The sequence below is a fragment of the Streptomyces sp. PL-29 genome (genome assembly GCF_058344425.1).
This window is the reverse complement of the sequence record NZ_CP136996.1, coordinates 3952501-3972148: the sequence shown is the minus strand read 5'-3', so window position 1 is coordinate 3972148 and position 19648 is coordinate 3952501. Positions and strand designations below refer to the sequence as shown.

Here is a 19648-nt window from a genome sequence, read left to right as displayed (position 1 = left end):
CGCTCACGTCGTACGACGCCTGCGCGCGCCCGGGCGTCGTTCGCTCGGCCGGAAGACCGCTTCGCCGGCCTCCTTGGCCGCCTCGCGGCGTGCCGCGCCGTACTCGGCGAGGGCCTCCGCGAGCTTCGACACCGACGGCTCCGGGGAGAGCACGTCGACCCGCAGGCCGTGCTCCTCCGCGGTCTTGGCCGTCGCCGGGCCGATACAGGCGATGACCGTCACGTTGTGCGGCTTGCCCGCGATCCCGACCAGGTTGCGGACGGTCGAGGAGGACGTGAAGAGAACGGCGTCGAAGCCGCCGCCCTTGATCGCCTCGCGGGTGTCGGCCGGCGGCGGCGACGCGCGCACGGTCCGGTAGGCGGTGACGTCGTCGACCTCCCAGCCGAGCTCGATCAGCCCGGCGACCAGCGTCTCGGTGGCAATGTCGGCCCGCGGCAGGAAGACGCGGTCGATCGGGTCGAAGACCGGGTCGTACGGCGGCCAGTCCTCCAGCAGTCCGGCCGCGGACTGCTCCCCGCTCGGGACCAGGTCCGGCTTCACGCCGAACTCCACCAGCGCGGCGGCGGTCTGCTCGCCGACCGCGGCGACCTTGATGCCGGCGAAGGCCCGCGCGTCGAGCCCGTACTCCTCGAACTTCTCGCGGACCGCCTTGACGGCGTTGACCGAGGTGAAGGCGATCCACTCGTAGCGGCCCGTCACCAGGCCCTTGACCGCGCGCTCCATCTGCTGCGGGGTGCGGGGCGGCTCCACGGCGATCGTCGGCACCTCGTGCGGCACCGCGCCGTAGGAGCGCAGCTGGTCGGAGAGCGAAGCAGCCTGTTCCTTCGTCCGCGGTACGAGGACCCGCCAGCCGAACAGCGGCTTCGACTCGAACCAGGAGAGGTCCTCGCGGCGCGCGGCGGCTCCGTGTTCGCCGACCACGCATATGACGGGGCGGGCACCCTCGGGCGAGGGCAGCACCTTGCCCTGCTTGAACACCTGGGCGATCGTGCCCAGCGTCGCCGACCAGGTCCGCTGGCGCGTCGTCGTGCCGGAGACCGTCACGGTCAGCGGGGTGTCGGGCTTGCGTCCGGCGCTCACCAGCTCGGCGGCGGCGGCCGAGGCCGTCTCCAGCGTCGCGGAGACGACGAGGACCCCGTCGCTCGTCCCGGCCTCGCTCCAGCAGCGTGCCGACGCGGTCCTGGCGTCGACGAACCGCACGTCCGCGCCCTGCTTGTCGCGCAGCGGGACACCGGCGTACGCGGGCACGCCGACGGCGGTCGCGACGCCGGGCACCACCTCGAAGGGGATCCCCTCGGACGCGCACGCGAGCATCTCGTCGGCGGCGTTGCCGTCGAGTCCGGGGTCGCCCGTGACGGCACGGACCACCCGCCTGCCGGAGCGTGCGGCCTCCATGACAAGATTGGCCGCGTCCCGGATCACCGGGACCCCGGCGGCTGCTGACACTTCGTCAGCTACCGTCAGCTGCGGCGTGTCGACACCCGCGCGCGCATGCGTCCGTACGACTTCGAGCACCTCGGGCTCCGCGATCAGTACGTCCGCGGCGGCGAGCGCCTCGACGGCCCGCAGCGTGAGCAGACCCGGGTCGCCCGGGCCGGCACCGAGGAAGGTGACGTGTCCGTGGGCGGCGACGGCCGGAAAGGCGGAGGTGGTCGGAATTGAGGGGTTCAAAGCGATCGCTCCCCCATCAGACCGGCCGCGCCCTTGGCCAGCATCTCGTCCGCGAGTTCGCGGCCGAGCGCCATGGCGTCGTCGTACGACTGGGGCACGGGACCGGTGGTGGACAGCTGCACCAGCGTCGTGCCGTCGAGGGTTCCGACGACGCCGCGCAGGCGCATTTCATTGACAATCCGTCCGTCGGCCAGCAGGTCGGCGAACGCGCCCACGGGTGCGCTGCAGCCGGCCTCCAGGGCGGCGAGCAGAGAACGCTCCGCGGTCACGGCGGCCCGGGTGTGCGGGTCGTCGAGCCGGCCGAGCGCGGCGATGAGGTCCGTGGAGGACGCAGGGCACTCCACGGCCAGGGCTCCCTGGCCGGGGGCGGGGAGGATGCTGTCGACGGACAGCAGGTCGGTGGCCTCGTCGCCGCGGCCGATCCGGTTCAGGCCGGCGGCTGCCAGGACGACGGCGTCGAGTTCGCCGTCGCGGACGAAGCCGATGCGGGTGTCGACGTTGCCGCGGATGGGCACGGTCTCGATCCGCTTGCCGAGTGACCGCGCCAGGTGGTTGAGCTGGGCGGTGCGGCGGGGCGAGCCGGTGCCGACCCGGGCGCCGTCGGGCAGCTGCTCGAAGGTCAGGCCGTCGCGGGCGACGAGCGCGTCGCGGGCGTCCTCACGCCGCGGCATGGCCGCGATGACGAGGTCGTCGGGCTGCGTGGTCGGCAGGTCCTTCAGCGAGTGCACGGCGAAGTCGACCTCGCCGCGCAGCAGCGCATCGCGCAGGGCGGTGACGAACACGCCGGTCCCGCCGATCTGGGCGAGGTGCTCGCGCGAGACGTCACCGTACGTCGTGATCTCCACGAGTTCGACGGGCCGGCCGGTGAGCTCCCGGACCGCCTCGGCGACGTGCCCCGACTGGGACATGGCCAGCTTGCTCCGCCGCGTACCGAGCCGCAGCGGCTGGTCGGGACGTGTGTTCATGATGCCCGTCCTGGGTCGTCGTCGTTCTTCGGATCGGCCGCGTCCGCCCGGCTGACGGAAGCAACCGTCTGAGGGTCGAGGTCGAAGAGTTCACGCAGCGCCTCCGCGTACCCGGCGCCGCCGGGCTCGCTCGCGAGCTGCTTGACGCGCACGGTCGGCGCGTGGAGGAGCTTGTCCACGACGCGGCGCACGGTCTGGGTGACTTCGGCGCGCTGTCGCTCGTCGAGGTCCGGGAGCCGCCCGTCGAGGCGGGCCACTTCCATGGCCACGACCTCGGCCGCCATGGCCCGCAGGGCGACGACGGTGGGCGTGATGTGGGCGGCCCGCTGTGCCGCGCCGAAGGCGGCGACCTCCTGGGCGACGATGCCGCGTACGGCGTCGACGTCGGCCGCCATCGGGGCGTCTGCGGACGCCTCGGCGAGGGACTCGATGTCCACGAGCCGGACGCCCGGGATCCGGTGCACGGCCGCGTCGATGTCCCTGGGCATGGCCAGGTCGAGGAGCGCGAGCCGGACGTCGGTGGCGTGGGCCTGCGCACGGGCGGTCCTGCGGGGCTGCCGCTGCGCGGCGGCCTCGCCCTGGTCGGCCCAGGTCCCGTGCAGTTCGAGGGAGTTGGCGTCGACGCCGGTCAGCGCGGAGCGCCCGTCGGGCCCGACGGGGCACCCGTCCGCCGCGGCGTCCGCGGGGGCGCTGATGGTCCGCGCGGCTCCGGCGTCGGCGATCCGGCCGCCCGCCTCGGCGGCGGCGACCAGCCGGGCCAGTACGTCGCCGTCGGGCATGGCCGCTTCAGGCCCGGCCGGCGGCCCGGCCGGGTGGGCCTGGGGTGCAGCCCCGGGCGCAGCCTGCTCGGCGGGCGCGGGCTCACCGGCGGCCCCCCAGGACACGGCGGCCAGGACGTCGTCGGCGGTCAACACGAGCCCGGTGGCACCCGTGCAGGACACGACCACGTCGACTCGGGTCAGCTCGTCCGGCACCGCTGCCATCGCGAGGGCCGAAGCCCGCACACCCGTGCCTGAGGCAACCAGAATCTCCGCCAGCCGCTCCGCCCGCTCGGCGGTCCGGTTGGCCACGACGATCTCGGCGACGCCGACTCGGGCGAGGGTGGCGGCGGCCAGCGAGGACATCGATCCGGCGCCGATCACCAGGGCACGCCGGCCCCGGGCCCACTCGGCCACGGGCGTGCCCGCCGCGAGCTGTTCCAGCCCGAAGGTCACCAGCGACTGGCCGGCGCGGTCGATGCCGGTCTCCGAGTGCGCCCGCTTGCCGACCCGCAGCGCCTGCTGGAACAGGTCGTTGATCAGCCGGCCGGCGGAGTGCAGCTCCTGCCCCAGCGCGAGGGCGTCCTTGATCTGGCCGAGGATCTGTCCCTCGCCCACGACCATGGAGTCCAGTCCGCACGCCACCGAGAACAGGTGGTGCACCGCCCGGTCCTCGTAGTGCACGTACAGGTAGGGAGTGAGCTCCTCCAGCGCGACCCCGCTGTGCTGGGCGAGCAGGGTGGACAGCTCGGCGACGCCGGCGTGGAACTTGTCCACGTCCGCATACAGCTCGATGCGGTTGCACGTGGCGAGCACCGTCGCCTCCGTCGCGGGCTCGGCGGCGAGGGTGTCGTGCAGCAGCTTGGTCTTGGTGTCGGCCGACAGCGAGGCGCGCTCCAGCACGCTCACGGGTGCGCTGCGGTGGCTCAGCCCGACGACGAGCAGGCTCATGCCGGCATCACCGCCGGGACATCGCCCTCGGGTCCGGGCTTGCGTGCCTCGGCGGTGGTGCGCCCGGCCGGCGGCACGACGGCGGCGGCGGGCGCGGCGCCGCCCGCCCCGGAGCCGGGCTCGGCGGCCGAGGCGGCCTCCTCGCCGGCCTTGCGCTGCTCGTGGAAGGCCAGGATCTGGAGCTCGATGGAGAGGTCGACCTTGCGGACGTCCACACCGTCGGGCACGGACAGCACGGTCGGCGCGAAGTTCAGGATGGAGGTGACCCCGGCCGCGATCAGCCGCTCGCTGACCTGCTGGGCGGCACCGGCGGGCGTCGCGATGACGCCGATCGAGACGCCGTTCTCCTCGATGATCTTTTCGAGGTCGTCGGTGTGCTGCACGGACATGCCGGCGACCGGCTTGCCGGCCATGGCCGGGTCGGCGTCGATGAGGGCCGCGACGCGGAAGCCGCGCGCGGAGAAGCCGCCGTAGTTGGCGAGGGCTGCGCCGAGGTTGCCGATGCCGACGATGACGACCGGCCAGTCCTGGGTCAGGCCGAGCTCACGGGAGATCTGGTAGACGAGGTACTCGACGTCGTAGCCGACGCCGCGGGTGCCGTAGGAACCCAGGTACGAGAAGTCCTTGCGCAGCTTGGCGGAGTTGACTCCGGCGGCCGCCGCGAGCTCCTCGGAGGACACCGTGGGGACCGATCGCTCGGAGAGCGCGGTCAGGGCGCGCAAGTACAGCGGAAGCCGGGCGACAGTGGCCTCGGGAATACCTCGGCTGCGGGTCGCCGGTCGGTGAGTTCGGCCAGTTGCCACGATGCTCCTGCGGGATGAGCGGGGCTGCAGGCGGCCTCTTGTCCCAGGACCGCCCCGTCGACAGCAGGCTATGCCTTTGTGAACGCGTGCACAAAGATTGTGTCCGCTTTGTCCGACCAAAGTGACCGGGGTCACGCGACGTCGGCACGCAAATCCGGAACCGACGGCACGCCGAACCCGTTCAAATACCAAAGGGGGCAAAACCGTGCACACTCCTCACAGATACGCCCCCAGACCCCACAAATCGCCCATGATGGTAACCGGGGAGTGAGTCACCCTCCCAATGCCCGCCGAAGCCGGTCCGGGTTCACCCTCCAGAAGGTGTGCTGCTCGCCGTCAACCAGGACCACCGGAATCTGCTCCCAGTGGAGCCGGTAGAGCTCCTCGTCCTGCGAGATGTCCTTCTTCTCCCATGGCGCACCGGTCTCGGCGCAGACCTTGGCGACGACCTCCTCGGCCTCGTCGCACAGGTGGCACCCGGGCTTGCCGATGAGCGTCACCATCCGCTCACCGGGGCTCTTCTTCTCTTTACGGCGCAACAAAGGGCTCATGCCCCCCATTCTCCCGCGCCCGCACGGCCCGCCGGGGCCCGGCGGCGTCGCGAAGAGTTAACGCCTCCGTTTCCCATCGGTTCGGGAAGTCCCGAACACAGTGGCTATGCTCGCGTCATGGCCGCTCCCGGATGGCTCTCCCCCCGCAGGCGCTCCGCCACCGCACGCAGCGTGCTGGCAGGCGAGGCCTCGGCCGAGGCCGCCCGCAAGACCGCGCAGGGCGGGACCGACCAGCTCACCGGAGCCGAGGCGGACGAGACCGACCTCGACCTCCTCGAAGCCGGGGAACCGGCCGAGGATCTCGCGGAGCCCGCTTTCCCCGTCGCCGGCGACGACCTCGCCGCGGCCTTCTTCGACCTCGACAACACCGTCATGCAGGGCGCCGCGATCTTCCACTTCGGCCGCGGCCTTTACAAGCGCGAGTTCTTCCGACGCCGCGAACTGGCCCGCTTCGCCTGGCAGCAGGCCTGGTTCCGCCTCGCCGGGGTCGAGGACCCCGAGCACATGCAGGACGCCCGCGACAGCGCCCTGTCCATCGTCAAGGGCCACAAGGTCTCCGAGCTGATGGCGATCGGCGAGGAGATCTACGACGAGTACATGGCCGAGCGGATCTGGCCGGGCACCCGCGCCCTGGCCCAGGCCCACCTCGACGCCGGCCAGAAGGTGTGGCTCGTCACCGCCGCGCCCGTGGAAACCGCCACGATCATCGCCCGCAGGCTGGGCCTGACCGGCGCCCTGGGCACCGTCGCGGAGTCGGTCGACGGCGTCTACACCGGCCGCCTGGTCGGCGAGCCGCTGCACGGCCCGGCCAAGGCCGAGGCGGTCCGCGCCCTGGCCGCCGCCGAGGGCCTCGACCTCGAACGCTGCGCCGCGTACAGCGATTCGCACAACGACATCCCGATGCTGTCGCTGGTCGGACATCCGTACGCGATCAATCCCGACACAAAACTGCGCAAGCATGCCCGGACCAACGACTGGCGACTGCGCGACTATCGGACCGGCCGCAAGGCCGTGAAGGTCGGCGTCCCGGCGGCGGCCGGAGTCGGCGCGATCGCCGGCGGCGCGGCCGCCGCGATCGCCCTGCACCGGCGCCGCAAGTAGCAGACCAGGGCCCCGCCCCAGGCCACACGGCGGCCACGCCCGCCCGCACCGCCGGCCTGCCCTGCCACGGGCATTCGCTCACCTCTACCCGCGCCCCGGACGCGGCACTCGGCCGCGCCCGACTCGGTCGCAGGCCTCCTTGGAAGCTTCCATTCCGCGCACTCAAACGATCAAGAATCGATCACCAACTGCGACCGAATATGCCCTCGACACGCAACAGAAGTGTCGGAACCGGTGATTTGAGCAACTGGGTGTAGCGCCGCCTGTACGAAGCGTTATTCTCCTCAAACGCATGCCACCGGCCACCTGTCGCCACGACGGATGAACGGTCCCGCACTGCACGTGATGGAAGCTCTGCCTCTGGGAGTCCCGTGTACCCACCTGTCGGGGTTGACGCCTCGGGCCTGGCTCAGCTGCGCACAACGGTCCTCGACCACCTGCGCGGCTTCGTCCCCACCGCGTACACCGCCCCCGCCTTCGCCGCCGCGGTTCCTGCCGGCCTCGGCCCGGCCGGTCCCTGCTACGCCCTGACCGACGGCGGGGCCACGGTGGGCAGACGAGGTCGCTCGGCCTCCGGAGGCTCGAACGGCGCGGCCGGCACGAGCACCCAGGCCGCCCCCCGCCGCCCCCTGGCGGACAGCGACCAGGCCCGCATGATGGATCTGGTCGAGCGCGCCCAGGCCGGAGAGGCCGAGGCCTTCGGCCGCCTCTACGACCAGTACAGCGACACGGTCTACCGCTACATCTACTACCGCGTCGGCGGCAAAGCGACCGCGGAGGACCTCACCAGTGAGACCTTCCTGCGCGCCCTGCGCCGCATCTCCACCTTCACCTGGCAGGGCCGCGACTTCGGCGCCTGGCTCGTGACGATCGCCCGCAACCTGGTGGCGGACCACTTCAAGTCCAGCCGCTTCCGGCTGGAGGTCACCACCGGGGAGATGCTCGACGCCAACGAGGTGGAGCGCAGTCCCGAGGACTCCGTTCTGGAGTCCCTCTCCAACGCGGCACTCCTGGAAGCCGTACGGAAGCTGAATCCGCAGCAGCAGGAATGCGTGACCCTGCGCTTCCTGCAGGGCCTCTCGGTCGCCGAGACGGCCCGCGTCATGGGAAAGAACGAGGGCGCCATCAAGACGCTCCAGTACCGGGCGGTGCGCACCCTGGCCCGCCTCCTCCCCGAAGACGCCCGCTGACGGACCGTGCAGACAACATCAACCCGACCTCACATCCGGTGACCCCTCGATGACGCTGTGGTCCGATCATCCTTCGTCCGTAACCCAAGTGCCGCGACGCTCGTTGTGCGGAATGCAGGCTCCCTGTGGACACGCCCTACCCGAAGCCGCTCACTCGAAAGTGTGGATGCGCTCAAGGAAGGCAACCTTCCGGACACCTTGGGGAGTCGATCGTCATGACGAGAGGAGGTGCCGCCAGTGATCGCGAACGTGACCCCGCACCGGCGGGCGAACGCCTTCGCCCAGGCCCTGGAGGGTCGGAACCCATCCGACCTTTCGGAACCGGACCCGGCGGCCGAGCAGTCCGAGGCACCTGCCGAACCTGCTGACCACGACCGGTTGTTGGCCCTGGCGAGCGTGCTCGGCGAACGGATGCCGCGCCCAGTGCTGGACCCCGAGACCAAAGTGGTGCAGCGAGCGCAGCTCGTTGCGGCCATGGAAGCCATGGTGCTGGAGGAGAGGGCCGGGGGCGGTGCCGCCTCGGACCCTCAGGTGCCCGAGCAGCGGACCGGCCGCGGCGCCCACCGGGCGACCTCGCTCCGGAAATTGCGGCCCCGCTCCCGCTGGTCCAAGGGCATCGCAGCGGGCGGCCTCACCGTGGGTGTGGCCGCAGGGGCCTTCAGCGGAGTGGCCGCTGCCAGTTCCGACGCCCTGCCCGGTGACCACCTCTACCCGGTGAAGCGGGGCATGGAGGACCTGAAGCTGGGGATGGCCGACGACGACGCGGAGCGCGGCGAGGTCTACCTCGACCGGGCCTCCAACCGTCTCTCCGAGGCCCGCCGGCTCATGGAGCGAGGCCGGACCGGCACCCTGGACCACGAGTCCCTGGGTGCGATCCGCCGCGCGCTGTCGGGCGTCAAGCACGACGCGGAAGAGGGGCACCGCCTCCTCCAGGCGGCGTTCGACCGGGACGGCTCCCTGGGCCCGATCCAGACCCTGTCGTCGTTCTCCCGCTCCCACCGCGACACGTGGGGCAAGCTGCGCGAGAAGCTCCCCGTGCAGCTCACCGACGTCGGCGGTGAAGTGGACTCGGTCTTCCAGGCCATAGACGAAGACGTGGCGCCGCTCCAGAGCCTGCTCCCCAAGCCGCCGGAGCAGTCCCGCGGCACCGGCTCGTCGGGCTCCCCCGCCCAGCCGGACGCGTCCAGCGGTGCCAAGCAGCCCGCCCCCGCCCCGGACACGCCGTCCGGCAGCGGCCCCGCGCCGTCGCCGTCGGGCAGCAGCACCCGGCCGCCGGCCGACGGCGGTCTCCTCGGTGGTACGGGCGACCTGCTCAAGCCGTCCACGGGACAGTCGGGGCAGCCCGCCTCGGGCACCCAGGAGAGTCCGAAGCCCGACATCACCCTGCCGCCCCTGCTCCCGGGCCTCCTCCCGGGCCTGGGCCTCGGCGCGGAGGACGCGAAGTAGCGCGGTAGCGGCAGGCGATGCGGTGGTGGGCCGGGGCGATGTCCCGGCCCACCACCGCACGGCCGGACGGCGTCAGAAGAACACGGATCTCCGCTGCACCAGCAGCTTGTAGAGCGTGTGCTGGATCTGCTCCCGCACCTGGTCCGTCAGGTTGAACATCAGCATCGGGTCCTCCGCCGCTTCCGCGGCGTACCCGTCGGTCGGGATCGGCTCACCGAACTGGATCGTCCATTTCGTCGGCAACGGCACCGCCCCCAGCGGTCCCAGCCACGGGAACGTGGGCGTGATCGGGAAGTACGGGATGCCCAGCAGGCGCGCCAGCGTCTTCGCGTTGCCGACCATGGGGTAGATCTCCTCCGCACCCACGATCGAGCAGGGCACGATCGGCGTGCCCGCCCGCAGCGCCGTCGACACGAACCCGCCCCGCCCGAAGCGCTGGAGCTTGTACCGGTCCCCGAACGGCTTCCCTATCCCCTTGAAGCCCTCCGGCATGACACCGACCAGTTCACCGGCCTCCAGCAGCCGCTGCGCGTCCTCCGCGCACGCCAGGGTGTGTCCCGCCTTGCGGGCCAGCTCGTTCACCACCGGCAGCACGAACACCAGGTCGGCCGCCAGGAGCCTCAGGTGACGCTCCGCCGGGTGGTGGTCGTGCACGGCCACCTGCAGCATCAGTCCGTCGAGTGGCAGCGTCCCGGAGTGGTTCGCCACGATGAGGGCGCCGCCCTCCGCCGGAATGTTCTCGATGCCCCTGACCTCGACCCGGAAGTACTTGTCGTACAGCGGCCGCATCAGCGACATCAGGACCTGGTCCGTCAGCTCCTTGTCGTAGCCGAAGTCGTCGACCTCGTACTCCCCGGTGATCCGCCGCCGCAGGAACGCCAGCCCGCCGGCGATCCGCCGGTCCCAGCCGTCACCGCGCTCCGCGGGGGCCGCATCGGGATCCGGCGCGACAGCGGCCGGCTCCTGCTGCGCCGGTCCGGGGGCCGGCACCGCCCGCACCCGGCGGGGCACCCGCCGGCGCGGCCGGTCCTCGTCGAACGGAATGACCTTGGCGTCCGCCACTATCGCTTCGCTCCCTCAACCGTGTCGACGTCGTCCCGCAGGCCGTCCGCATCCAGCATGGCCGCCACCCGGTCCACAGCCCGCCCGACCCGCTCGGGCGGCAGCAGGCCGCTGCCCCGGCTCCGCGCGAAGTCCGCGAAGGTCTCGGTGGTCGTGTAGAGCGGCTGGAAGCCGAGCACCTCGCGCATCTGGGTGGTCTCCACGACCCTGCCGTGCGTGAGCAGCCTCATCTGGTCGGCCGAGAAGTCGGTGACTCCGACCGCCCGCAGCGCCGACCCCACCCAGGTGAGCGCGGGCAGCAGCAGCGGCAGCGTGGGCCGGCCCAGCCGCCTCGAACACTGCGACAGCAGCAGCACGCCGTCACCCGCGATGTTGAAGGTCCCGCTGTTCAGCGTTCCGCGCCGGGGTTCCTGCGCGGCCAGCCGCAGTACTTCCAGCACATCGTCCTCGTGCACGAACTGCAGCCGCGGGTCATAGCCCAGCACGGTCGGCGTCACCGGCATCGAGAAGTACTCGGCGAGTGCCGAATCGGCGAAGGGTCCCAGGATGTTCGCGAACCGCAGCACGCACACCGCGACGTCCGGGCGGCGGCGCGCGAAGCCCCGTACGTATCCCTCGACCTCGGCCGCGTCCTTGGCGAAGCCGCCCGCCGGCAGTGACTTCGGCGGCGTGGTCTCGGTGAAGACGGCCGGATCCCGCGGGGTGCCTCCGTACACGCTCGTAGTGGACTTCACCACGAGCCGCCGTACCGTCGGCGACTTCTGGCAGGCCCCCAGGAGCTGCATCGTCCCGATGACGTTGGTCTCCTTGACGGCGCTGTACGCGCCGCCCGCGACCGGCCGACTGCCCGTGACCGCCAGGTGCACCACCGTGTCCACGGCGTGCTCGGCCAGGACCCGGGCGATCGAGGACTGCCTGATATCCGTACGGACGAACAGCGCCGACCCCAGCCGGTGCGGCGGCGTCACCGCGTCCACCGCGATCACTCGCTCGACCTCCGGATCGCGCTGGATCCGGCGCACGAAGCGGCCCCCCAGCTGCCGGGCAGCCCCGGTGACGAGTACGACCTTCCCCACGAGCTCAGCGCCTCTCTCGAAGAAGTACCCGGCTGCACCGCAGCCCCTCCACCAAGGATGGTGGAGGGGCTGCGGAGAACACGTACAGCTGCCGTTTACTTCTTGTTACGGCGCTGGACGCGGGTGCGCTTGAGCAGCTTGCGGTGCTTCTTCTTGGCCATCCGCTTACGCCGCTTCTTGATAACAGAGCCCACGACTACCCTCGCTCACTTCTCTTCACTGGTGCGGGGCGTCTGGGCCCACACGACCTACGTCGGCCTAGCCTACCCGCCCGAGCTCCGAGCCCGTAATCCGAGTGCTTCCCAGGGGTTACGAAGGCGTCAGGGTCCGTCCGTCTCAGGCCGACTCCACCCCCACATAGGACTCTCGGAGGTACTCGTGGACCGCGTTCTCGGGGACCCGGAAGGACCGGCCCACCCGGATCGCGGGCAGATGACCGTTGTGCACCAGCCGGTACACGGTCATCTTCGACACTCGCATCACCGAGGCGACCTCCGCCACGGTCAGGAACTGAACCTCACTGAGAGGCCTCTCGCCAGCAGCCATGACACACCTTGACCTTCCGCGCAGGACGGGCACCGGCTTCCCCTCCGGTTACTCCTCGTCGTCGCACGCTCACTCCCCAGAGTAGGGGCGCGTGATACGAGTGGGGAAGAGGAGCTACGGCCACTCCTGCCGCCCCGTCAGACTCGCCCGGCCCAACACGAACCGGGCAAGCGGATGGTAGTGGTCCGATCGCACCGCGTCATCAAGCGGAACGGCCACCGAGACCCGCCCCTCGGCCTCGCCCACGAACAGCGCGGGATCATCCGTGTCCGCCAGACCGATCGCCTCCACACCGAGCTGACCTGCGCCGCACACCCATCCGTGGTCCCCCACCACCAGGTCCGGCAGGGGCTCGCCGGCCTCCGCGAGGGCCCCCAGAGCCACCCGAACCGGCAGCGGCGAATGACTGTGCACGCCGGTCGCACTCCCCGGCGCCTGCACGCCGGGTTCCCGCACCAGTGCGACCCCTCGTACGTAAGCGATGCGGTGCGTGCGTACGCCGAACCGGGTCGCCACGTCGACGCTCACCCCCTGCGCCGGACGCAGGACAACACATCCCGCCGCCGACATGGCCTCGGCCAGACCGGCGTAGAAACCCAGGAGCCGATGCGGGTGCCCGGTCCCGAACAACACGTGCGACCGCGCCCCGGCCGCCTCGGCGAGCCGTCCCGCGAACGCCTCCAGCGCGGCCACCGTCCGCTCCGGATCGATCGTGTCCGGGCCGCTGACGTGCGAAGGATCCGCCGACACACCGCACTTGTCCGCCATCAGCCTCAGCAGTTCACCCTCGCCCCAGCCCTGCTCCGGATCCAGCCCCAGCAGCACCCTCGGATCCCGCGCCGCGAACAGGCGGTAGCTGCGCAGGCTCTCCTCACGGGAGGTCGCGACGGGCCCGGCCAACCGGGCGGCCAGCAGATGCGCACGCAGCGCGCCGGTGCTCAACACCCTCCGATGCTCCCCCACCGCATCTGTCGGGTCATCAATTCTGCCGAACAGCCCCACAGTTGGCGTAACGATGCAGCAGGCTCCCACCGGCACCGACGCTGCCCGCGGCGCCAGCCGTCAGGTCAGCATGCCGCGCAGCGGGAACACCGCCCGCCGGGTGGCGAGAACGGCCTGATCCGTCCGGTCCGCCGGGTCGTAGCCGGCGTCCCAGTCCCGCCACGAAGGGCTTCGCCCGTCAGTCATCCGCCCCGGCGCCACCTGACGCGTCCGTGCGTACACCTCGTCGCGCCAGGACGCCGGGACCGCGCTCTCCGGGTCCAGCGGCCGGTGCGCGGCGATCGCCACCAGGTGCGTCCACGACCGCGGTACGACGTCCACCACCGCGTACCCGCCGCCGCCCAGCGCCAGCCACCGCCCGTCCGCGTACGCGTGCGCCAGCGCGTGACAGGCCTCCTGCACGGCCCGCTGTGCGTCCAGGGACACCGCCAGGTGCGCCAACGGGTCCTCGAAGTGGGTGTCGGCGCCGTGCTGGGTCACCAGCACCTGTGGCCGGAAGTCCGCCAGCAGCTCCGGCACCGTCGCATGGAAGGCCCGCAGCCAGCCCTCGTCCCCGGTGCCGGCCTCCAGCGCCACGTTCACCGCCGAGCCCTCGGCCGCCGGGCCACCGGTCTCCTCCGGCCAGCCGGTCTGCGGGAAGAGCGTCCGCGGATGCTCGTGCAGCGAGACCGTCAACACCCGCGGGTCGTCCCAGAAGGCGGCCTGCACACCGTCACCGTGATGGACGTCCACGTCCACGTACGCGACCCGCTCCGCCCCTAGTTCCAGCAGCCGGGCGATCGCCAGCGACGCGTCGTTGTAGACGCAGAACCCGGCCGCTCCTCCCGGCATCGCGTGGTGCAGCCCGCCGGCGAAGTTCACGGCGTGCTCGGCCTCGCCGCGCCAGATCGCCTCCGCGCCGGCCACGGACTGCCCGGCGATCAGCGCCGAGGCCTCGTGCATCCCGCGGAACGCCGGATCGTCCACGGTACCGAGCCCGTACGACCCGTCGGCGGCGTCCGGATCGACCGACACCTCGCGCACCGCGGCGACGTAGTCCTCCCGGTGGACGAGCCGCAGCGTCGAGTCCCCGGCCACGGGAGCCGCGCGCACTTCCATGGCCCGGTCCAGCCCGAAGGCGCGCACCAGGCCCATGGTCAGTGCCAGGCGCACCGGGTCCATCGGATGGCTCGGTCCGAAGTCATACCCCGTTACCGCCTCGTCCCACATCAACAGCCCGGTCACCGGCTCGCCGCTCATGGTCGACACCGTATCGGGCCTCCCGCGGCCCGAACGAGCGGGCATGGAACAGCGTGATCAGGACGAGCAGCATCGGCACCAGCATCGCCCCCCGGTAGCTCCAAACGTCGCCGATCGCCCCGACGAGCGGCGACCCGATCAGGAAGCCCACATAGTTGAAGATGTTCAGCCGCGCGACCGCCGTGTCCGAAGCCCCGGGGAACAGCCTCCCGGCCGCCGCGAAGGTCTGCGGCACGATCACGCACAGCCCGACGCCCAGCAGCGTGAAGCCGATCATCCCCACCCACACCCCGGGGGCGGCCGCCACGACCGCGAACCCGGAGGCCGCCAGCAGCGTCCCGCAACGCACCACCGCCACCGCCCCGAAGCGCCGCACCCCGAGGTCGCCCACGGCCCGCCCCACGAGGGTCGTCACCATGTACACGTTGTACGGGACGGTCGCCGTCTGCTCCGAACTCCCGAGCACGTCCTGGAGGTACTTGGCACTCCAGTTCGCGACCGTCGAGTCCCCGATGTACGCGCACGCCATCACCAGGCAGAGCGGCAGCAGCAGCCCGAACCCGCCGCTGCCCAGGCCCTGCTGCGACTCGCCGTCCGCCCCGGCGCGCTCCTCCCGGTCGACGTAGTACCGGCTCCCCGACAGCACGAGCGGCAGCAGGACGGCCACGGCCGGCAGGTAGCTGACGAACAACCCCAGGTGCGCGTGCGCCCCGAACCAGGCCGCGGACGCCCCGAGGATCCCGCCCAGGCTGTACGCGGCGTGGAAGCCCAGCATGATGCTGCGCCCGTAGGCCCGCTGCAGGCTGACCCCGAGCATGTTCATCGACGCGTCCAGGGCACCCACCGACAGCCCGAACGCCCCCAGGGCCACCGCCACGTGCCACAGGCGCTCACCGGCCCCCACGCCGAGCAGCGACAGCAGCACCAGCGGCTGGGCCCACCGCAGGACGGCACTGGGCGCGACCCGCTTGACCAGGTGCTCGGTACCGACGCTGGCCACCCCTGCGAGGACGGGTACGGCGGCCAGGAAGACGGGCAACAGCCCGTCGGATATCCCGTACCGGTCCTGGATGGCCGGGATCCGGGTGACGAGCAGGGCGAAGGTGACGCCCTGCACGAAGAAGCTGAACCCCAGGGCGCCGCGGCCGCGGCGCAGCCGCACATCATCCGTCATGGCGGGTCAGCGTAGGCCCCGGGGCTACCCGTGGGTAGAGAGATCACACGGGCAGTTGCAGGATCAGCGGTAGCTGCATCATGTCGCCGAAGTACCCGGTGGCACCGGGCATCCGGTCCGCGGGCAGCAGCGCGGTGTACCCGTACACGTCCATCCCGGCGGCCGCGGCGGCCTGGATGCCGCGCGGGCTGTCCTCGATGACGACGCACTGCGCGGGCTCGACGCCCATCCGGCGTGCGGCGTGCAGATAGAGCTCGGGGTCGGGCTTGCCCCGGGACACGTCCTCCGCGCTGAAGATCCACTCCTCCTCGAACCACCCGTCGAGGCCGGCCAGGCGGTGCCCGACCCGGATCCGCTCGTGGCTTCCGGAGGACGCCAGGCAGTACGCGATGCCGTGGGCGGTCAGCGCCCCGAGGACCTCCTCCACGCCGGGGACGGGCTTGAGTTCCGTCTCGAAGGCGGCGACGGTCCGGGCGTGGAGCGTCTCGTCGAAGTCCGCCGGCAGCTGCCGGCCGGTCCGTTCCCCGACGAGGTCGTGCACCTGACGCACGGCGGCCCCCATGTAGTCGCGGACCGATTCCTCGTACGTGGTGGGGTGCCCCAGCTCGGTGAGGTACCCGGCCAGGACGTTGTTGGCGATCGGCTCGCTGTCCACCAGCACGCCGTCGTTGTCGAAGATGACGAGGTCGTAGCCCATACCTCCACATTACGGAGGAAACGGATGCGGCACGGTGCCGCCGTGCCCACCCCGGCGCCGGGTCACCCGACCGGCCCGTAAACGCGGAAAAGCCCCGTACCAGAAGGTACGGGGCTTCCCCACAAAAATTGTTCGGCGGCGTCCTACTCTCCCACAGGGTCCCCCCTGCAGTACCATCGGCGCTGAAAGGCTTAGCTTCCGGGTTCGGAATGTAACCGGGCGTTTCCCTAACGCTATGACCACCGAAACACTATGAAATTTAGAACGCTGGTGTGTAATCACAGCCGTTCGTTATTTCAGAACTAACACAGTGGACGCGAGCAACTGAGGACAAGCCCTCGGCCTATTAGTACCAGTCAGCTCCACCCGTTACCGGGCTTCCACATCTGGCCTATCAACCCAGTCGTCTACTGGGAGCCTTACCCTCTCAAGGAGGTGGGAATACTCATCTTGAAGCAGGCTTCCCGCTTAGATGCTTTCAGCGGTTATCCCTCCCGAACGTAGCCAACCAGCCATGCCCTTGGCAGGACAACTGGCACACCAGAGGTTCGTCCGTCCCGGTCCTCTCGTACTAGGGACAGCCCTTCTCAATATTCCTACGCGCACAGCGGATAGGGACCGAACTGTCTCACGACGTTCTAAACCCAGCTCGCGTACCGCTTTAATGGGCGAACAGCCCAACCCTTGGGACCGACTCCAGCCCCAGGATGCGACGAGCCGACATCGAGGTGCCAAACCATCCCGTCGATATGGACTCTTGGGGAAGATCAGCCTGTTATCCCCGGGGTACCTTTTATCCGTTGAGCGACGGCGCTTCCACAAGCCACCGCCGGATCACTAGTCCCGACTTTCGTCCCTGCTCGACCCGTCGGTCTCACAGTCAAGCTCCCTTGTGCACTTACACTCAACACCTGATTGCCAACCAGGCTGAGGGAACCTTTGGGCGCCTCCGTTACCCTTTGGGAGGCAACCGCCCCAGTTAAACTACCCATCAGACACTGTCCCTGATCCGGATCACGGACCGAGGTTAGACATCCAGCACGACCAGAGTGGTATTTCAACGGCGACTCCACACCAACTGGCGTTGATGCTTCAAAGTCTCCCACCTATCCTACACAAGCCGAACCGAACACCAATATCAAACTGTAGTAAAGGTCCCGGGGTCTTTCCGTCCTGCTGCGCGAAACGAGCATCTTTACTCGTAGTGCAATTTCACCGGGCCTATGGTTGAGACAGTCGAGAAGTCGTTACGCCATTCGTGCAGGTCGGAACTTACCCGACAAGGAATTTCGCTACCTTAGGATGGTTATAGTTACCACCGCCGTTTACTGGCGCTTAAGTTCTCAGCTTCGCAACCCCGAAAGGTCACTAACCGGTCCCCTTAACGTTCCAGCACCGGGCAGGCGTCAGTCCGTATACATCGCCTTACGGCTTCGCACGGACCTGTGTTTTTAGTAAACAGTCGCTTCTCGCTGGTCTCTGCGGCCACCCCCAGCTCAGAGTGCAAGACTCATCACCAGGAATGGCCCCCCTTCTCCCGAAGTTACGGGGGCATTTTGCCGAGTTCCTTAACCATAGTTCACCCGAACGCCTCGGTATTCTCTACCTGACCACCTGAGTCGGTTTAGGGTACGGGCCGCCATGAAACTCGCTAGAGGCTTTTCTCGACAGCATAGGATCATCCACTTCGCCACAATCGGCTCGGCATCAGGTCTCAACCTTCATGAGGGACGGATTTACCTACCCCTCGGCCTACACCCTTACCCCGGGACAACCACCGCCCGGGCTGGACTACCTTCCTGCGTCACCCCATCGCTTACCTACTACAAGTCTGGTTCGTCGGCTCCACCACTTTCCATTCCCCGAAGGGTCCGGAACGGCTTCACGGACTTAGCATCGCCTGATTCGATATTGGGCGTTTCAAAGCGGGTACCGGAATATCAACCGGTTGTCCATCGACTACGCCTGTCGGCCTCGCCTTAGGTCCCGACTTACCCTGGGCAGATCAGCTTGACCCAGGAACCCTTAGTCAATCGGCGCACACGTTTCTCACGTGTGTATCGCTACTCATGCCTGCATTCTCACTCGTGAACCGTCCACAACTAGCTTCCGCTGCTGCTTCACCCGGCACACGACGCTCCCCTACCCATCACAGCCTCCGTTGGGAGTATTGCTGCAATGACACGACTTCGGCGGTACGCTTGAGCCCCGCTACATTGTCGGCGCGGAATCACTTGACCAGTGAGCTATTACGCACTCTTTCAAGGGTGGCTGCTTCTAAGCCAACCTCCTGGTTGTCTCTGCGACTCCACATCCTTTCCCACTTAGCGTACGCTTAGGGGCCTTAGTCGATGCTCTGGGCTGTTTCCCTCTCGACCATGGAGCTTATCCCCCACAGTCTCACTGCCGTGCTCTCACTTACCGGCATTCGGAGTTTGGCTAAGGTCAGTAACCCGGTAGGGCCCATCGCCTATCCAGTGCTCTACCTCCGGCAAGAAACACACGACGCTGCACCTAAATGCATTTCGGGGAGAACCAGCTATCACGGAGTTTGATTGGCCTTTCACCCCTAACCACAGGTCATCCCCCAGGTTTTCAACCCTGGTGGGTTCGGTCCTCCACGAAGTCTTACCTCCGCTTCAACCTGCCCATGGCTAGATCACTCCGCTTCGGGTCTAGAGCGTGCAACTCAAACGCCCTATTCGGACTCGCTTTCGCTACGGCTTCCCCACACGGGTTAACCTCGCTACACACCGCTAACTCGCAGGCTCATTCTTCAAAAGGCACGCAGTCACGAGATACAGCAAGCTGCATCCGACGCTCCCACGGCTTGTAGGCACACGGTTTCAGGTACTATTTCACTCCGCTCCCGCGGTACTTTTCACCATTCCCTCACGGTACTATCCGCTATCGGTCACCAGGGAATATTTAGGCTTAGCGGGTGGTCCCGCCAGATTCACACGGGATTTCTCGGGCCCCGTGCTACTTGGGAGATGAGCAAGCAAGCCGTACAGATTTCAGCTACGGGGGTCTTACCCTCTACGCCGGACCTTTCGCATGTCCTTCGCCTATCCATACGGTTTCTGACTCGCCCAGCCGCCGGCAGACGACTGAAGCTCATTCCCACAACCCCACATGCGCAACCCCTGCCGGGTATCACACGCATACGGTTTGGCCTCATCCGGTTTCGCTCGCCACTACTCCCGGAATCACGGTTGTTTTCTCTTCCTGAGGGTACTGAGATGTTTCACTTCCCCTCGTTCCCTCCACACTGCCTATGTGTTCAGCAGTGGGTGACAGCCCATGACGACTGCCGGGTTTCCCCATTCGGACACCCCCGGATCAAAGCTCAGTTGGCAGCTCCCCGGGGCCTATCGCGGCCTCTCACGTCCTTCATCGGTTCCTGGTGCCAAGGC

Annotated in this window: 16 protein-coding genes and 2 rRNA genes (1 of these 18 cut by a window edge); 3 read left to right on the top strand and 15 right to left on the bottom strand. The window is 69.2% G+C overall.

Translation table 11 applies throughout. The features are described 5' to 3' along the window. Positions 1-3 precede the first annotated feature (3 nt). From R4Z63_RS18230 to R4Z63_RS18210, 5 genes are all read right to left on the bottom strand, one after another. Positions 4-1671: a bifunctional uroporphyrinogen-III C-methyltransferase/uroporphyrinogen-III synthase gene (locus R4Z63_RS18230; RefSeq protein WP_384456427.1), complete on the bottom strand. Its 1668-nt coding sequence runs from the start codon at positions 1669-1671 to the stop codon at positions 4-6. Continuing rightward, entirely contained in the window at positions 1668-2636 is a 969-nt protein-coding gene (hemC, locus tag R4Z63_RS18225; protein WP_037918670.1) for a hydroxymethylbilane synthase, read from the bottom strand. The genes R4Z63_RS18230 and hemC overlap by 4 nt, the downstream gene beginning before the upstream one ends. Continuing rightward, the gene (locus R4Z63_RS18220) at positions 2633-4345 is read right to left on the bottom strand and encodes a glutamyl-tRNA reductase (RefSeq protein WP_384456423.1); all 1713 of its coding nucleotides are present in this window, start codon (positions 4343-4345) and stop codon (positions 2633-2635) included. Before R4Z63_RS18220 ends, hemC begins: the two co-directional genes overlap by 4 nt. Beyond that, positions 4342-5148 carry a redox-sensing transcriptional repressor Rex gene (locus R4Z63_RS18215; RefSeq protein WP_037918666.1) on the bottom strand — a complete coding sequence of 269 codons (807 nt, stop codon included), beginning with the start codon at positions 5146-5148 and terminating at the stop codon, positions 4342-4344. Before R4Z63_RS18215 ends, R4Z63_RS18220 begins: the two co-directional genes overlap by 4 nt. A 272-nt stretch (positions 5149-5420) precedes the next feature. Beyond that, the gene (locus R4Z63_RS18210; protein WP_037918664.1) at positions 5421-5708 is read right to left on the bottom strand and encodes a glutaredoxin family protein; all 288 of its coding nucleotides are present in this window, start codon (positions 5706-5708) and stop codon (positions 5421-5423) included. A 108-nt stretch (positions 5709-5816) separates the two neighbouring features. On the opposite strand from R4Z63_RS18210, the gene R4Z63_RS18205 reads away from it, so the two are divergent. From R4Z63_RS18205 to R4Z63_RS18195, 3 genes are all read left to right on the top strand, one after another. Then, positions 5817-6800, top strand: a complete 984-nt coding sequence (locus tag R4Z63_RS18205; protein ID WP_384456419.1) for an HAD family hydrolase — start codon at positions 5817-5819, stop codon at positions 6798-6800. Positions 6801-7171: 371 nt separating this feature from the next. Beyond that, positions 7172-7990, top strand: coding sequence for an ECF subfamily RNA polymerase sigma factor, BldN family (locus tag R4Z63_RS18200; protein ID WP_384456416.1), 819 nt, complete (start codon positions 7172-7174; stop codon positions 7988-7990). A gap of 237 nt (positions 7991-8227) precedes the next feature. Then, positions 8228-9436 carry a DUF5667 domain-containing protein gene (locus tag R4Z63_RS18195; protein WP_384456413.1) on the top strand — a complete coding sequence of 403 codons (1209 nt, stop codon included), beginning with the start codon at positions 8228-8230 and terminating at the stop codon, positions 9434-9436. A 72-nt stretch (positions 9437-9508) separates the two neighbouring features. Here the strand turns inward: R4Z63_RS18195 and R4Z63_RS18190 are convergent, their stop codons facing one another. From R4Z63_RS18190 to R4Z63_RS18145, 10 genes are all read right to left on the bottom strand, one after another. Continuing rightward, the gene (locus tag R4Z63_RS18190) at positions 9509-10498 is read right to left on the bottom strand and encodes a lysophospholipid acyltransferase family protein (protein WP_384456506.1); all 990 of its coding nucleotides are present in this window, start codon (positions 10496-10498) and stop codon (positions 9509-9511) included. Further along, on the bottom strand, positions 10498-11574 hold the full coding sequence (locus R4Z63_RS18185; RefSeq protein WP_037918656.1) for an NAD-dependent epimerase/dehydratase family protein: 1077 nt from the start codon (positions 11572-11574) through the stop codon (positions 10498-10500). Before R4Z63_RS18185 ends, R4Z63_RS18190 begins: the two co-directional genes overlap by 1 nt. A 95-nt stretch (positions 11575-11669) precedes the next feature. Continuing rightward, the gene (locus tag R4Z63_RS18180; RefSeq protein WP_003948845.1) at positions 11670-11768 is read right to left on the bottom strand and encodes a 30S ribosomal protein bS22; all 99 of its coding nucleotides are present in this window, start codon (positions 11766-11768) and stop codon (positions 11670-11672) included. A gap of 142 nt (positions 11769-11910) precedes the next feature. Continuing rightward, positions 11911-12120 carry a helix-turn-helix domain-containing protein gene (locus tag R4Z63_RS18175; RefSeq protein ID WP_008738568.1) on the bottom strand — a complete coding sequence of 70 codons (210 nt, stop codon included), beginning with the start codon at positions 12118-12120 and terminating at the stop codon, positions 11911-11913. A gap of 114 nt (positions 12121-12234) precedes the next feature. Next, positions 12235-13065: a phosphatase gene (locus tag R4Z63_RS18170; RefSeq protein WP_384456511.1), complete on the bottom strand. Its 831-nt coding sequence runs from the start codon at positions 13063-13065 to the stop codon at positions 12235-12237. Between the two features lie 117 nt (positions 13066-13182). Then, complete coding sequence (locus tag R4Z63_RS18165; RefSeq protein WP_037919802.1) at positions 13183-14331, bottom strand: acetoin utilization protein AcuC; 1149 nt, start codon at positions 14329-14331, stop codon at positions 13183-13185. Next, positions 14303-15535 (bottom strand): MFS transporter, encoded by a 1233-nt coding sequence (locus R4Z63_RS18160; protein WP_384456514.1) that lies wholly within the window; start codon positions 15533-15535, stop codon positions 14303-14305. The genes R4Z63_RS18165 and R4Z63_RS18160 overlap by 29 nt, the downstream gene beginning before the upstream one ends. A gap of 43 nt (positions 15536-15578) precedes the next feature. Further along, on the bottom strand, positions 15579-16232 hold the full coding sequence (locus R4Z63_RS18155) for an HAD family hydrolase (protein ID WP_037918652.1): 654 nt from the start codon (positions 16230-16232) through the stop codon (positions 15579-15581). Positions 16233-16362: 130 nt separating this feature from the next. Beyond that, positions 16363-16479: ribosomal RNA gene (gene rrf, locus R4Z63_RS18150) — 5S ribosomal RNA — on the bottom strand. Between the two features lie 79 nt (positions 16480-16558). Beyond that, a 23S ribosomal RNA gene (locus R4Z63_RS18145) occupies positions 16559-19648 on the bottom strand (it continues 29 nt past the right edge of the window).